Origin of the sequence: Candidatus Hartigia pinicola (assembly GCA_020541205.1) — a bacterium.
GTDB classification, from domain to species: domain Bacteria; phylum Pseudomonadota; class Gammaproteobacteria; order Enterobacterales; family Enterobacteriaceae; genus Hartigia; species Hartigia pinicola.
The window spans coordinates 357,032-374,953 of record CP048208.1 but is presented as its reverse complement, the minus strand read 5'-3'; the positions used below and the strand labels follow the sequence as shown (position 1 = coordinate 374,953).

Genomic DNA, 17,922 nt, shown 5'->3' with positions numbered 1-17,922 from the left:
CAATACTAAACGTTGCTCATTATTCACTAACTGTATTCTAGTTACGTACTTAAGCTCTAAACGAAAATAAACCACATTCGCGGCCAGTTTTTATGTTCTCAATCTTAAGTAATTCTCTACTATTAAACATTATACGAGCGAATATTTCTTTTTATTTTGGTCAAGAAAATTAAATAAATAACGTAAAATTTTAATTGCATTTCCCTTTAAAGCCAATTCACCTGAGCTGGTAATTGTTGTTACTTTACGATACTACACTTTTTCTAATAAACGTATTAACATTCATCTTGGATATAATCCATTTTGGCTCTAAGTTCACTATACGACTATAAACGACTGTAGGTAACACCATCAAAAAAAGACGTTCTCGCATTTGTTGGTTTAGATAAAACGCGAAATCTCCTAATAAAATAGCAAGAATAAGAAAATTTTGACCAGCTACGAAAAGTAGCAGAATTTATTTTTTAGTTTACAAATTTTATTATTACTTTTATTTAATTTACACACTTGTACCATTTATTTTCTATTTATTATCAATGTCTTAATATTAAAAATTATCATAAGAATCATTATAGAAATTCAAGAATATAAGCATAACTGTTTTCTGTTTAGACGAGTGTAAGTCTAACGATCAAGTCTAAATTTTTACTAGATACAAACGTTTATGTGTCATCTAACTTGAACATTTATAAGTACTACTTTTAATATTGACTGAAGACTAAAAAAATTTAACAGAAAAATAACTTGATTATATTTATTACCTTACAGAAAAAATGTAATGATAAATAATAAATATCGAATATGTTAAATATATAATATTTTATATCACAGACATGATGATTTTTATTTAAAGACAATTCATAATCTTTTCAATATAATTGTTTTAATATTTCTTATCATGATAAAAAACGCGATAGTAATTCAATTAATCAACACATATTTTAACAAAATACACTTTGATTTTTATCAAACCACATTACACATCTAAAAACGCATTATTTTTATAATATAAAATATTGTTATACGTCTGCACATCCTTAAAATTACTTTCCAATGTAATATTGCTATCTAAGAGTAGGGACAATAATCAATTTACATATAACTGCTTTCAATTTTAGAAATCCAACAGTCAGAAATAAAATAGAATCTACTCAAACGACCATTTAAAATATGGTAGCGAGCTTTCTGTTATTAATGCTAAAAATTAAAAAACTATAATAATTATTAATGTAAACAACATTAAGAACACAGATTACAACGCATTAAATGTTATAATATAACTAAAAGTTATAGAGTTAAATGACACATTGGTTAAACACTAAAGTTGATGTTATACTATCAAAATCACGATAAATAATATTTTAGAATCAGCAATAAAACTTAATGAATTTTATCCTATATAAAACATCACTTTTATATATAATCCATGTTTGACTCAATAGTGCTTCATAAAAGTAAAATTTCTAGATGATGTATAACATGTACTATACAACATTATTTATATAGCAATCGAAATAAACTGCATAATTTTCAATGTATATCTAATCAATAGATTATATCACGCACTTGTTTTAACGAGATAAATATTTTAAATAAGGAAAAACTCTGAGAAAAATTAAAATACTAATCTTCACTTTATTAATTATAACATTTATTATTTTACTATTGTTCAGACAAACACTGTATAAATACTATAGACTGTATGTCTAGATCTTCTAAAGATAATATAAGTTGTAAACTAAACAGTGGAGTTATGAAAAATTTGTTTAGCTCCTAGCTTTTTGTGAATAATTTCTTTTATAAGATCCAATCAAACAGTCACACTATACAAATATTATTCTCGATATTAATAAAACGAATTATAGTAATATTATTACTATTATAATTATATCGCAGTTAAGTAGATTTTAATACTTTAAAATGCTTTAAGGAATTTCATCACTTTAGTAAATACTTATTACATTTTGCAAAATAATAACATTCGCTTATACTGTAACGTTATTATTTTATATTGTTCTCTAAAATATATTTGTTACATTTCTAAAGATTTATTGAGAAGCGTTTTGAAAATCGCTAAATAAATTTTGATATTAAGATTTAGTTCAGCTATTTACTGCTGTTCTAATTTTACCGAAATCCAAAAAATCTATTAATAGTCTTTCAAATTTTCTCGGATATGATTAAAATAAATTAATTTAATTAAATTTAGTTTATTTTTTACAATCAACATTACGATAAAATGAGTTTTATCTGCACTATTGTAACTAAAAATAGTAGAAATGATCCAAAAAAAATACTAACATTATACTACTTATATTACAAAATCTTAACTATATTACTGAATATAACTAGTCAGTTATTCATTACCAATAAACACATTATATTTTTAAATACTACAAAATATAATAATTAATACTGATATCAATACTTTAATTATTTATAATCATTGTAAATTCTTATGTTAGTATCATGATATGCATAAAAGTCACAGATAATAAGAAGTTTTCTTCATAATACTTAATAACTCAAACGCTGATAGTACAATGTTACTAAATGTAATTTTTCATATCAGAATTTAAAAATTTATATAAAAATATAATAATACTGAAGTGAATATTAGACTTAAATTCAGTTACTTAACTTCAATATATCTCCATTTCTAAGAAAAATAAAAAAAATAAACACACACTATGAATACAGATCATGATAATTCGATAATAAAGAACTGAATCACTATATTAAAAAGTTTTTAAAATTTTAATTATTCATAAAATGATATTATATATATTATATTATATTATATTATATTATATTATATTATATTATGATAATATAATATATATTTCTGATTAATATAAATATGTAGTGTTTACAAATAAAATTCTTCACTAGATTAAATTAATTAACTTAATTTTTAAAAATTTTAGAAACTATTATGATAATACAATATTTAGTATATAATCACTCTATGATTATATAAAATATACTAAAATATATTAATATTAGATTAACCAATAGTAATTGTGCTAACAGTTTTTGTAAGATTTGGTAAAAATGAGAATTATTGTAAAATAATCAGACACTCTTTATTGATGAAGTCCTTTATAAAATCGAATAAGATTACAATATAATTTATTAAATACTCTATATAAAATAAAATATTAAATGTTATATATAATTTGTATTCGCAATGATAAGTTTCACTATCGCTAACCTAAGTTTACAAATTATTTTATCTAATAATTTTATGTTAGTACAAATGATTATTCTCTATATTTTATATATGGCTCAAAATATATAAATACTTAATAAGCTTCATTAAAGAACAGGAATAAATTTTAGATTACGATAAAATTACATCAACATTATAAATTGTCAGAAAATACTAAAATATATACACTCAAGATTAATGATGCTCATCAAAAAAATACTATATTTTACTCGATAAATTATATTAATAGAAATTAAAACAACATATTAATACTACTAAAAATTATATAGTGTATATGATTAACTATTTTTTGAACTCATAATGAAGATGAACAATTATACTGATTTATAATCAACTGATTATTAATCACACTGTTAATTAATGGAATATTGCTTTTTCATTAAGTTAAACATTAAATGTATTCGCAATGTTATATAAAACGTTCTCACAATTTCTACTTATTATAATTACAGTGTTGTGATGACTATTTACAAAAAATATATCTATTTTTGATTATTACTTCTTTTATATTATTTAGCAATATAATTAAAACAAACACTCAACTAATATTCTTAACAATCTGTAGCTATAAAATACAATATAAAATTAACTAAACTGCACTGAATAAGTACGCAATAACAATACAACTACATTTTTAATTAATCGATTGTTTAATAAATATCTTACTAACATATACTTAATCTTTTTTAAAATAATTTTTATAATTATTGAAAAAAATCCAATATGCTAAAATATTTTTACAAAAATATTATTAATTAGTCAGTCATATTCCAAAATGTGAGACCATTACGTGGAACGCATTTAAGCCTGTCTGATAGCGTTTCACCATCAAAAAAAATAAGCTCTGGAGCAATGTCACTGAGTGGATATAACATAAATTCTCGCTCTTTTAACCCATTATGAGGGATGGTTAATCGTGGAGTATTAATAATACGATTACCAAAAAGCATAATATCAAGATCAAGAATCCTGGGACCCCAGCGTTCATCTTTACGTACTCGACCAAAGTCAGCTTCAATATCTTGTATATAATCAAGCAATATTTCTGGCTCCACCTCAGTTTCAAGCGAAACCGCAACATTAAGAAAATCACTTTGATTTTGTGGTCCCAATGGCTTACTGCGATAAACTGAAGATATTTTAGATACATGGCTTTTTGGAATAGAATTTAATGCATTAATAGCCTGTTGTGATTGTTGTAATTCTTCTCCCATATTACTTCCAATAATAATATAAACTAATTCCATTCTATTCCCTAAGATTATTTGCTTACACGCAATATTTGAGAATACACAAAGATAGTAACTTTGACGTTTAGACATCTAACTAGCTCTACAAGCATTCACGTTATTTAACATGAGTTGAATGTTGGTAATCATCCCACCATATGCTAAGCTCTTCTAGATCATTTTTTTGTTCAATACCTGCTCTAAGTTTTAATAAATTAAAGGCAGCACTAAATTTAGGATGTTTTATTAATTTATTCACTTTTCGTCCATGACGACGAGAGAAACGTAACTGCAACTGCCATATATCGCGCATCATTGTAGTGATACGTTTAGGTATAGCAATTGAACGACATTGATCATTAAGAATATTATTTATTGCTAAAGCAAAAGCCTCACAATAAGAAAGTCTATTTTTTTTTATGAGTGTTTCAGCACAATCAATAACAACGTACCATAACATAGTTGAAAATAAAAATCCTGAATTAATACATTGATAATTTTTAAATCTACAATCTGTATTTTTAAGAACTTGCTCAATGATTCTTTCCATTTCTGAATCATTATTTTTACTAAATCTACTACTGATAAGCGGAAAAAGTTGTTCAAATAAATTATATTTTTTTAACATATGATAGGTTGAATATCCATGCCCTGTTTGCAGTAATTTTAATAATTCTTCAAACAACCTTGTTGAAGGGATCTCTTGAAGAAGAGGAGCTAGGTACTGAATAGGTTTTTCAGTATTTAACTCAATGCGCATATTAAGCTTAGAAGAAAATCGTATTGCACGCAGCATTCTAACAGGATCTTCCCGATAGCGTATTTCTGGATTACCAATTAGACGAATAACACCTTGTTTAAGATCTTGTAATCCACCAACATAATCACGAACAGAAAAATCATCAATAGTATAATAAAGACTATTAACTGTAAAATCACGGCGGATGGCATCTTCTTCGATGGATCCGAAAATATTATCACGCAATAGTATCCCATTTCTAGCTTTCTCTGATAGATTTTTATCTTCTCGTGTGTTTTTCTGAGTGTGATGACCACGGAAAGTCGCGACTTCAATTATTTCAGACCCAAATATAATATGAGCCAGTCGAAACCTACGGCCTACAAGACGGCAATTGCGAAATAATTGACATATTTGTTTAGGTGTTGCATTAGTTGTAATATCAAAGTCTTTTGGTTTTTTACCGAGCAATAAATCGCGAACACCACCACCCACTAAATAAGCTGAAAAACCGTTTTTATTAAAACGGTAAAGCACTTTCAAAGCATTAGCACTAATATTACGTCGTGAAATAGTATGCTCAGAACGTGGGATAATCGTAATATTTTCATCAGTTTCATTCGTCATTATCTGTATTTTTTCTGTCTGAATATCGGTATGTTTTAACTGATAAACCGTATTTTCATTTTTTTAGAGTTTTGCTGTACGTTTTTAAATTTCGTAGAACACAAACAATGGCAAGCTTTTATTAGTTTTTTTATACATCTCGTGAATTTTATAATTTGTCGATAAAAAAATCATAATAGTAATTTACTGCTAAATTTCAAATAGTGTACTTCGATCTTATTACCAACATCCATTTAATACAATAAGTGAATCATCATATTTACTGAACTTTTTTAAAATAGTTAAATATATTAAAGCATTATGCACTCAAAAGAATATGAATACGATATGATATAAATGATTATTAGTGTATATTCTAAACAAAAATATTTAAAATACTATGAATAATAGTATTTTAACAAAACATAATTAATAATAACTCTATATATTTATAACGTATTATCGAGTAAGAATAGATTATAAGCTGCTTTACGATATAATCATCATTGAATCTTAAAAGGAAAGAAAGATAAGTTAAAATCAAAAAAAGATAGATATTAACATAATGAAATTTATTGTAATATTGTAGTGATGAGCTCAGTAATTTTACAATTATAATAATTATTTAATGTTGATCATAAACTATAAAAACTAAATTATAAAAAATTACTCATCTTTACAGTGAATCATAATATTGACTTTTAAAATAATAATAGTAGACATACGCTATACGTAGCATATCATTCAATTAATAGACAATATATATTTATTTTAAATTATTCACTACTGTATGGTAAGGCAGATTAAGATAATCATTCTTTATAAAAATTTTTATAATATTCTTATCCGTTAAAAACTAATAAGAATAACTTTTATTTTACTACTAAGATGAGTACATAATACATAATAAAAAATTATAGCTTGACAACTGACGTAAACGCTTAATTATTTCTATATAAAAACCTAATTGCTTACATATTTTAAAATAAATCCAGAAAACCTAAAATTGCTCTTGCACAATAAATATTATGAATATTAATATGTCATTTTCTATTGTGTAAATAAGTTGATAAACAGCTTATCTCAAGTAAGTATCAGAGATCTTTAAAGAGCATCTCTAAAAATTATTCACAAATTAGATATATATTTTCAAATAAAACATCACCTATGTTATAAAATTTTTGTATATTTTCGCATTATAAGTATTATTTATCTTGATGTGACTAATTGATTTATGTTATTATCAACAATTGTGTTTCAATACTTGTTCAACATCGCATGCTATTAAATATTAACGGCACAAAATGCACCGTTAAAGATTTTATTAATACTTAACCAGCCATTTGTTTTTCACGAATTTCAGCTAATGTTTTGCAGTCAATACACAGATCAGCTGTAGGGCGCGCTTCTAAACGCCGTATACCAATTTCCACTCCACAAGACTCACAGAATCCAAAATCTTCTTCTTCCACTTTTTTTAATGTTTTTTCAATTTTTTTAATTAATTTACGTTCACGATCCCGATTACGTAATTCAAGACTAAATTCTTCTTCCTGAACTGCACGATCAACAGGATCTGGAAAATTAGCCGCTTCATCTTGCATATGAATCACTGTCCGGTCTACTTCATCCCTGAGTTGATTACGCCATGCTTCGAGAATAAGTTTAAAATGCGTCAACTGGGCGCTATTCATATATTTTTCTTTATCGGCTATTTCATTATAAGGTTCAACCCCAGCAATAGCGAGAATACTTAAGGATGATGCCTGACGTTTTTGCCTTTCTTGCATAATAGTTCTCCTACACACTATTGTCAACAAACCCAGAACGGGAAAATTAAAATCTCTATAAATCACAGGAAACACTTTATTAGCAATTATTTATAAAATAAATTTTATCGTATCGTAAAAAATCCGACCGTATTTTTAAGTTCATTAAATTTATATATGCTCAATCTAATACATAGTTCAATGACTATTAAGTAATACAAATCAATGTAGTATGTTTACTAAATAAAATTTTACTTTTAATATCTATTAAATTAAAAAGCATTTCAAGATAATCATTGTTAACTCAACCTTATGTAATTCAGAACATTCCTTAATAAATATTTTCTAGTATATTTATTTAAAGAGTATCTATAAAAAAATCAAACAATAAAGCTCTTTTCAAGATTTAACAATCACTATTTTATTTTATGTTAACATTGTGATTTTTCGTAATATTATAGAGGAATAAGTAACACTTTCCTAGAAATGTGTTGAATGTAAATTCAATAAAATTAAGTCAATAATTAGCTCATTAAAAAAATCCAATAGATATTTTTCAGTACCGTATCTTGTTAAACAATAAGATTGTATTTAAATCATTTTGAGATTTTTCAAACACGTTTTTAAAACTAATTTTTTATTACAAACTAATATAGATCAAACTGTTTTTGCAATTTATTTTTATACTTCAGTATAGTAGTACTTTTATTTTTGTATTATTTACTATTAAGAATATATAGCAGATATAGATGACATGTTGTAGCTTATTGATATTGTCACTATTACACTATATCATAATATATTTTAAAATATTATATTACTGAACCAGGAGGGCTTGATCTAGTATTAGAATACGCTCTATTATTTTTCTACATAATATCTATCTTAAACTGGGAAAATTTACACAAGACAGAATAACTATAATACAACATTTAACAGTTTCATTCAATATTTAAATTCAGCACTTACTATTCTATCTTATTTAATATAGTATACTAAATAAACTTTAAGAATTATTCAATACACTATATTAATATTAATTCACTATAAGTCATAAAAGTCTTACTAAAAATATATTAATACAGTTGTTAACATACACTGCATTAACAGGAACAATTAATAACTTATCGCAATACTTATTGGTTAAGTAGAAAAAATAATCTCACTGCATAAAAATATACGCTTCTTGAAAATAAGTCTAAACATTAGAAATTGCTAAAATTCATAAAAAAACGATACACAAGACTAATTTTTAATGCTGACTAATTACTTTCGGATGTAAGAATAATATTATTTTCTATTTGTTACTTACTCACAACATCACATAATTATAGAATAAAAAAATAGTACATTAGTTATATAATTACATTATACAAATATTTATATATTAAATACTTAAAAATATTTATATAACTTTTAGTTATTCTAATAATAACTTAAGGAACGTTCTCTAATACCATATGTCTAGTATAGGATACATTTCAATACAGCACAATCAGTGCATTATATCGCTCAATGAGCGTACAATGAATCTTTTGAAATTTATACAGGATGTATGAGACAAAAAATAATCCTGTTGATTAACATAAAGAAAAATAGAGATTATTTTGTTACAACGTTATAGATGAATTTTGATTGATAGATTACTATATCTGAACTAGTGTATAACCTATTATTTATATAACTTAACATTGCTGCAGTTTTGTGTTAAATAAAGTGGTTACAAATTTACGATATTAATAATCTTCACAATCAATAATACAAGTAAAAGATTCTTTACTGATCATACTGCGTTATACTTTTAAAATTTTTACTAATATCTTATCAAGCATATTAAAGACCATAATATGAACTACATTCATACACAAGTCACTTACAGTACACAACAAAATACAAATTAGTTAATATTAATTATATTCCAAACTATATTTGACTTAAACTCAGCACACAAAAACAAAAATAAACTTATGCATGGGATATTTTTAATGTCTACTAAAATATCGTCACTCATAAATCATTATGATAAAAATGTAATCCATTTAAAACCTTCTAAAATATCTATTAAATATCATATGGATACAAAACAACTAAAGAAACAGAATATTTTTATTAACAAAAATTTTAGATGATATATAAACATTTCTGACTGAGCTAAAATTATACTACATTCATCAACTATATACTGAAACTTTTTTAAAAAAATTTCTTGAGCATTTATAATAATATAGACAATATCGTTAACTATAACTTATTATACAATATATTAAAAATTTCAAGCAGTATTATTATTATTTTACAGTTAACTGACTAATTTAGAGCATGCAGTAACTGAATAATATAATTAATTTCAAAACTTTTTTTAGAACAATAGATAGTAGAGTGTTTATTGATCTATAATTTCTTTATATCTATTGAATACAGACATGATATCAGTGTGCATATATATAACTAAATTAATAAAATTTGTATGAATTTATCTGTACATATGACTTTTTGATCTATCTAAAAATACTTTAGTTCACGGAAGTGATGAATAATTAAAAATCTTCCACTAAGATTAAACATAACACTGGATTTCCTTATAACCAACTCAAATTTATAGTTACATAATATTCAGTTATAAAATGTAAATATTACACAATTTTACTAGCATGCTCTTATTTAAAATTTGAAAAAATTAAATACTGTCAGTAAATGTAAAGGTCTTAAGAAAGCTGATAATATTTGAGAATATTTTTAATATATACGTAGAACATATTTATAGTTAAATAACTTTAGAGATTTAATGAATCGTAATAATAAAAATAAAAAATTCATAAGCTAACATTGTAAAACTTTGTTACTTTAATACTATCTATAAAAGCTTTTAACAAAAATAAAAATATTATGATATCGATTTTTTTCGTATACCTAATGTATTAAAATTATATTAAATATTACAGATTGAGAACGCTAAGTTTAAGAAAAATTATTATTAATAATGCACTGTTGATTTTTATTTTAATCTAAATCATTTAGATATGTAGAAATTTTAATGCAGGAAAATATTTTGTCTATAAGGGGCTGCTACTCATAGGTTTATATATAAAAGTATAGAAAAAATTTATTTTTACTTATATTCAATATAATAAAAGATAAAATACGGCCATATATTAATTTTACACATTTTTGTGTATATAATATTATTTTATTATATTTTACAAATAGATACCTTAATGGAAAAATATTTTTAGTTTTTATTATAAGCTATGTAACACTCTCACAAATACATATTACATCACGTTTTCTATTATTGTTAATGAAAATTATTCAATATTTTTGTAAAAAAGTAAAATAAAAAATTTTATGTTCACACATTTTAAAGTAGGTATTCAAATGCCTACCACGATGTTTTACATTCATGGATACTTCATAAATAACTAAATTAATCCTGAGCAAGGTAAAATATGTAATTACAGGAAAATACAAAATCATTATTTATTGACTATCTCAATAATTAAATATACTATATTATAGTAGACTGCTTACAATATTTTCTTTTATAATAGGTTATTGGTTAAATAGTTTATATAAATTTATGTAATATGATTTAATAACTAAAATATCAACTCGAATTTCTTTGTTTTAAAGTTAAATATTGTACCGAAATATTGTGCAAAAACTCACATATTTACTATACTCTATATGTAATAGAAAAAAATTTTATAACATAATGTTTTACTAAGTGTATCTGTTTTATATTTTTCTCATTTAAGTGCAGAAAATTATGTTAGCACTTCCGAACATTATTGACAAATAATATAAACAATACCTTTACACAATTCTTCTATCACAGTTCACTTTATTTTTCTGAAATTCACTTGTAAAGATTTAAAAAGTAATCTACTCTATACTAAAAAACTAACACACATGCTATACTTTAATTAATTTCAAGAATATATAGCAGTGCAAAAATATCAACATAAATTTACTTATTAATGTTATATAAATTTTATCAGCTAAACAAGTGAGAATAAAATGTATTGCAGTCTTTTTGAACTGATGTTATGCTCTTAATCTTTTTTCATTCTGAGATCATGAATGAATATTATTAACTGCGAAAATATTTAAAATAAACTTCAAAAAAATAAGCGAACTATCTATTAGAAAATTCTTTCTTTTATTTTAGTAAAATTAAATAGTCATAAATATCAAAATATTAATTATAGATAATCGCTTTATATATAACTTTTAACCTTTAGAACGTCTAATCATGAGACAGTTTCTATAATGCGTAAAAATAATAATGAAATACCGTGATTTAAGAGATTTTATTGTTCAACTTGAAAAAAAAAACGAACTCAAACGAATTACAATAGAAATAGACCCTTACCTTGAAATGACAGAAATAGCTGATCGTACACTAAAAGCAGGAGGGCCAGCTTTATTGTTTGAACATCCAAAAGGTTACAACATGCCTGTTTTATGTAACTTATTTGGAACAAAACAACGCGTTGCTATGGGCGTGGGAAAAAAAAATTTTACAGCATTACATGATATTGGTGAATTACTCGCTTTTCTTAAATCACCTGATCCTCCAAAAGCTTTTCGTGACTTATGTAATCAGCTGCCTAAGTTTAAAAAAATTCTTAATATGCCCACAAAACGACTTTATTCGGCGCCCTGCCAAGAGAAAATTTGGGTTGGAGATGATGTTGATTTAACTAAAATTCCCATAATGCATTGCTGGCCAGACGACGTGGCCCCACTTATTACATGGGGTTTAACTATTACACGAAATATTACTAAAACACGACAAAATTTAGGTATTTATCGTCAGCAGCTCCTGACTAAAAATAAAGTTATTATACGTTGGTTATCTAATCGTGGTGGCGCTATAGATTTTAAAGAGTGGTGTCATGTACACTCAAATATAAAGTTCCCTGTTGCAGTAGCTCTTGGTGCAGATCCTGCTACAATGCTTGGAGCAGTGGCTCCCATACCAGATACATTATCAGAATATGCATTCGCCGGTTTATTACGTGGCAATAATACTGAAGTAATTAAATGTATCTCTCATGATCTTGAAGTACCTGCCACTGCTGAAATTATTCTTGAAGGATATATTGAGCCCGGCGAAGTAGCTCTAGAAGGCCCTTATGGTGATCATACTGGTTACTATAATGAAATTAATTATTTCCCTGTTTTTACTGTAACTCATATGACACAACGTCATGATGCTATTTATCACTCAACCTACACAGGAAGACCACCAGATGAGCCTGCAATACTTGGTGAAGCATTAAATGAAATTTTAATACCTATTTTACAAAAGCAATTTCCTGAAATTGTCGATTTTTACCTTCCTCCAGAAAGTTGTTCATATCGAATTGCTATTGTTACAATAAAAAAACAATATGCAGGTCATGCAAAATGCATAATGATGGGAATTTGGTCCTATCTTCGACAATTTATATACACAAAGTTTATTATTGTGTGTGATGATGATATTAATGCGCGAGATTGGAAAGATGTGATTTGGGCAATCAGCACTCGCGTGGATCCTGCTCGCGACACTGTGATTATGAAAAATACACCAATTGATTATCTTGATTTTGCTTCTCCGGTTGCAGGGTTAGGCTCGAAAATGGGACTAGATGCGACCAATAAATGGGCGGGAGAAACAAAAAGAACTTGGGGAAGGCGAATAATTATGGATGCAAAAGTGAAATTGCATATTGATGCTATTTGGGAAACATTAAATATCTTTAATTAATAAGAAGAGAAAGACTTATAATAGTTATGAACTATACAGCTACATTTATTAATATCTATAATAAATACAAATGAATGATCTATCTTATAACTTGATACATTTAAAGTGAAAATAACTTAGAATAAATGTAATAATTTTTTATCATAGAATGTTATAACTCTTCATAAAAATCTATTAAAATTTTCCATTCTATGCTAAAAGCATGTATACTAAATTAATAATTTAAACGCAAATATTCAAATACCTATTACTATGTCTAGGTTAGTTGACAGTTTCTCATAAACCTAATACATAATTATTCAATATTTTAAAATTATATTCAACAACATAAAGTGCGTAATATTGAGACATGTTAACAATTTCATTATATAATATACTATATTCTATCTATAGATCTTATATCTGTATAATTCTGATCTGCTAATATATTTTTTAAATAAGAGAAGATTTTATTTTTCATGTCATTTCTCTTAACTGCATTGGCATGAACTAAATCGTAAAAGTCTAGTATAATTTTGAATCTAATACTCAAACTTGTATTGTAAAATTGTTTAAAAAATATAATTTATTCTTAATTCACTACGCATGAATATTTAGGAAAGTAAAATTAACACTTGCTCACGCTTCTGAAAAGATTTAAAAAACATATTTTTCAATGACTTATACAAAACTTAACTGTATTTTAATGTTTTTACTTTTTAAATGTTGAAAGGTAATATGTTGTGTTTTTCGAAAAAATCTTTTCTCGAAAAACACTGAGAAAATTTTTAGCTAAAACACTCTTTGAAAAATATACAACAACTTAAATAACACCTGATTCACATGAATTACCAGCAGACAAATATGTACTCTTGTCTGAGCAACAAGATTACATCTTTCATAAAATATATAACATAATTGCCTTTAAAAATTTTAAATAATACTTTAGAAGTAGAAAGAACATTCAAATTCTTTCAATTATTCTCTTTATTATTTTTTAATATTGCATACATATACACTAAAAAATAATAAAATAGAAGTAAACTACGTTAATACAATTACACTCAATTTACTAAAAACATTTTATCACTTAAATCGTAGTAAAAGCAATGATAATATCCATAATGGATCTACTGACTATTTTAATTGCATGCTAGATTTTCTTTAGCATGACTCATAATAGACATTATACTTAAAACATGCGCCCTAAAAAACTATTTTATCTTAATCAAATAACATCCGTCTTGTTTTTAAATGTTATATAAATTATATTACCTTTCAAAGAAATTAAAAGTAATACCAGAGTTCATGATATAAAAAATGTTTTCTTAACAAACTTATTACACAATTTTGATATGGATGTAACAACAAGTGTTCTGCTTAACAGTCAATTCCCTTAATAAAATTATTCTTTATAATTATCATAATGATAACCTAGAAATTAAAATGAAATTATTTTCATTAATCTTTCAGTAATATTATCTTTATCCTTAAAACGACTAAATAATACTTTTAGTATTTAAATAAAGAAACGTAACAACTGTGCGACTATTAATACATAATCTACAAATAATCGATATTGATTATTATATTCTCAGTGTAGTGCTCACTTCAAACTAATTAATATTCTTATCAATACAATATATTAGTATCATGAAGATCTTTCTAAGATTTAGAGATTTATTGTTCAACAATGTAAGTTTAAGTGTTACACTGCTCAGTGATAGTGTATAACTAAAATAAATGAGTATTTTATAGAAACCTCTAAAATTTTTAAATTAGATCATAAAATATATTAAATATTTTTTCAAGAGATTGAAATGATAATATACATCAATATTTTAATATAACTCTAAGTTTAGTTAGAGTAAGAATTTAAATACAATACTTTAATAAATTTAATTATGTATAGATTTTTACTAACGACACACTAGATACTAAATACATAATACTAAAAATAAAAGAAATGTTAACTAATTGACAATAAACAACCTGCTTTGGAAAGTAATACCTATATAATTTTAAATTAAAACTATATAGATAATTAACAAGAGAATTACCATGTCTATAATTAAAATGACTGATCTAGCACTATCAGGTAAACGTGTTTTCATACGTTCTGACCTTAATGTTCCTATAAAAAATAATAAAATTACTTCTGATATGCGTCTTCGCGCGTCATTACCAACAATTGAAAGTGCTCTTAAGCAAGGAGCTAAAGTTATAGTCACATCTCACCTCGGTCGTCCAAATGAAGGTAATTATAATCCGGAGTTTTCTCTAAAACCTGTTGTTGACTATCTATCAAAAAAAATACCCTTCCCTGTGCGCCTAATCAAAGACTACTTAGACGGTATTGATGTTTCTGAAGGCGAGTTAGTTGTCCTAGAAAATGTTCGTTTTAATATAGGAGAGAAAAAAAATGATGAAAGACTTTCAAAACAATATGCTGCAATTTGTGACATTTGTGTAATAGATTCATTCGGTACTGCTCATCGAACAGAAGCATCAACATATGGAGTTGCAAAATTTTCTTCTCTTGCTTGTGCAGGTCCATTATTAATCAATGAACTTGAAACATTAGGTAATGCACTAAATAATCCAAAGCGTCCAATGGTAGCTGTTATTGGCGGTTCAAAAGTTTCAACTAAACTATCTATTTTACATGCTCTATCAAAAATTGCTGATCAATTAATCGTAGGTGGTGGTATCGCAAATACTTTTATTGCAGCAAAAGGTAAAAATGTAGGTCGCTCTATCTACGAAAAAGCTATGATCCCTGACGCAAAAAAATTACTAGCTAATTGTCATATCCCCATCCCAACAGATGTTCGTGTTGCAACTAAATTTTCTGAAACAGCGGACGCTATAGTTAAATCAAGCGCAGAAGTAAAAGATAATGAACAAATTCTAGATTTAGGTGATGAGTCTGCAGAACATTTAGCTAAAATTGTGAAAAATGCTAAAACTATTTTGTGGAATGGTCCGATTGGTGTATTTGAATTTCCTAATTTTCGCAAAGGCACTGAAATTGTTGCACGCGCCATTGCTGATAGTGACGCCTTTTCTATTGTTGGTGGTGGTGATACTGTAGCTGCAATTGATTTATTTGGTATTTCAAATAAAATTTCATATATATCAACAGGAGGAGGTGCTTTTCTCAAGTTTATTGAAGGTAAAAAACTTCCAGTAGTCATGATCTTGGAAGAATGTGCTCAAGCGTAATTCATTGTCGTTAAAACAGACAAACATATATTTGTCCGTTTAATACAGGATTCTCATATGTCAAAAATTTTTGATTTTGTTAAACCGGGCGTGATCACAGGTGATGATGTACAAAAAATTTTTTCAGTTGCTAAAAAAAATAATTTTGCATTACCAGCAGTGAACTGTATTGGTACATATTCAATTAACGCTGTACTTGAAACAGCTGCTAAAGTACGGGCTCCAGTTATTGTACAATTTTCTAACAATGGTTCAGCTTTTATTGCAGGTCAAAGTCTACAAGAAGAAGGACAAAAAACTGCTATTTTAGGTGCAATATCAGGTGCTCATCATGTGCATCACATAGCAGAACATTATGGAGTACCTGTAATTTTACATACTGATCACTGCACACGTAGATTACTACCATGGGCAGATGGTCTTTTAGATGCTGGTGAAAAATACTACATGAAAATGGGTAAACCACTATTTTCTTCACATATGATTGATTTATCTGAAGAAAAACTAGATGATAATATTAAAATCTGTGCTCAATATCTAACTCGTCTATCAAAAATCGATATGACACTAGAAATTGAGCTGGGTTGTACTGGTGGTGAAGAAGATGGTATTGATAATACGGGAATGGATAGCTCTGCATTATACTCTCAGCCAAAAGATATTGCATATGCATATGAGAAACTCATCGAAATTAGCCCACGTTTCACTATTGCTGCTTCTTTTGGTAATGTACACGGTGTCTATAAACCAGGTAACGTACAATTAACGCCAAAAATTTTACGTAATGCACAAGATTATGTCTCTAAAAAATTTCATTTGTCTCATAATACCCTAAACTTTGTTTTCCACGGTGGTTCTGGTTCAAACATTACTGAAATTAAAGAAGCAATTAAGTATGGTGTTATTAAAATGAATATCGATACCGACACTCAATGGGCTGCTTGGAAAGGCATTTTAAATTATTACAAAAAAAACAAAAACTATCTTCAAACTCAATTAGGTAACCCAGAAGGCACAGACAAGCCTAATAAAAAATACTATGATCCACGCATATGGCTGCGTAAATCAGAAAAATCAATAGTTCTTCGTTTAGAGACGGCATTTCAAGCACTAAATTGTATTAATGTTCTGTAATTATAAATAGGATTTATAATTAGTTATATAAAAATAATTTTTATATCTAGGAAACAAACCATGCTATTTAGAAAATTACAAATAACTATTTCATGAGGTAAACTAAAAGTTAATAAAACTATCCTAACTTAAAAATGAAGATATATATTTTCATCTCTAAAGTTAATTTGCTAAAATTTTTTAGCATGTATAAAATAAAATGATAAATATATAACACATTTTAAAATAAGAAAATAATTATTTTTGTATACATC

The 17,922-nt window shown here is 25.9% G+C and carries 6 protein-coding genes; 3 read left to right on the top strand and 3 right to left on the bottom strand.

The genetic code is table 11. The annotated features are described in order from the left end of the window. Nucleotides 1-3,987 precede the first annotated feature (3,987 nt). The 3 genes from folK to dksA all read right to left on the bottom strand — a co-directional run bounded on the left by folK (nucleotide 3,988) and on the right by dksA (nucleotide 7,596). Nucleotides 3,988-4,479 carry a 2-amino-4-hydroxy-6-hydroxymethyldihydropteridine diphosphokinase gene (gene folK / locus GFV14_RS00765; protein ID WP_457914658.1) on the bottom strand — a complete coding sequence of 164 codons (492 nt, stop codon included), beginning with the start codon at nucleotides 4,477-4,479 and terminating at the stop codon, nucleotides 3,988-3,990. A 100-nt stretch (nucleotides 4,480-4,579) separates the two neighbouring features. Next, nucleotides 4,580-5,827 (bottom strand): polynucleotide adenylyltransferase PcnB, encoded by a 1,248-nt coding sequence (gene pcnB, locus GFV14_RS00760; protein ID WP_457914447.1) that lies wholly within the window; start codon nucleotides 5,825-5,827, stop codon nucleotides 4,580-4,582. A gap of 1,310 nt (nucleotides 5,828-7,137) precedes the next feature. Beyond that, nucleotides 7,138-7,596 carry an RNA polymerase-binding protein DksA gene (gene dksA, locus GFV14_RS00755; protein WP_457914446.1) on the bottom strand — a complete coding sequence of 153 codons (459 nt, stop codon included), beginning with the start codon at nucleotides 7,594-7,596 and terminating at the stop codon, nucleotides 7,138-7,140. Nucleotides 7,597-11,860: 4,264 nt separating this feature from the next. Here dksA and ubiD point away from each other — a divergent pair. The 3 genes from ubiD to fbaA all read left to right on the top strand — a co-directional run bounded on the left by ubiD (nucleotide 11,861) and on the right by fbaA (nucleotide 17,668). Further along, nucleotides 11,861-13,330, top strand: a complete 1,470-nt coding sequence (gene ubiD / locus GFV14_RS00750; protein WP_457914445.1) for a 4-hydroxy-3-polyprenylbenzoate decarboxylase — start codon at nucleotides 11,861-11,863, stop codon at nucleotides 13,328-13,330. A gap of 2,040 nt (nucleotides 13,331-15,370) precedes the next feature. Next, a complete protein-coding gene (locus GFV14_RS00745) occupies nucleotides 15,371-16,534 on the top strand; it encodes a phosphoglycerate kinase (protein WP_457914444.1) in 1,164 nt (387 codons plus the stop codon). A gap of 57 nt (nucleotides 16,535-16,591) precedes the next feature. Beyond that, on the top strand, nucleotides 16,592-17,668 hold the full coding sequence (gene fbaA, locus GFV14_RS00740; protein ID WP_457914443.1) for a class II fructose-bisphosphate aldolase: 1,077 nt from the start codon (nucleotides 16,592-16,594) through the stop codon (nucleotides 17,666-17,668). Nucleotides 17,669-17,922: the final 254 nt, after the last annotated feature.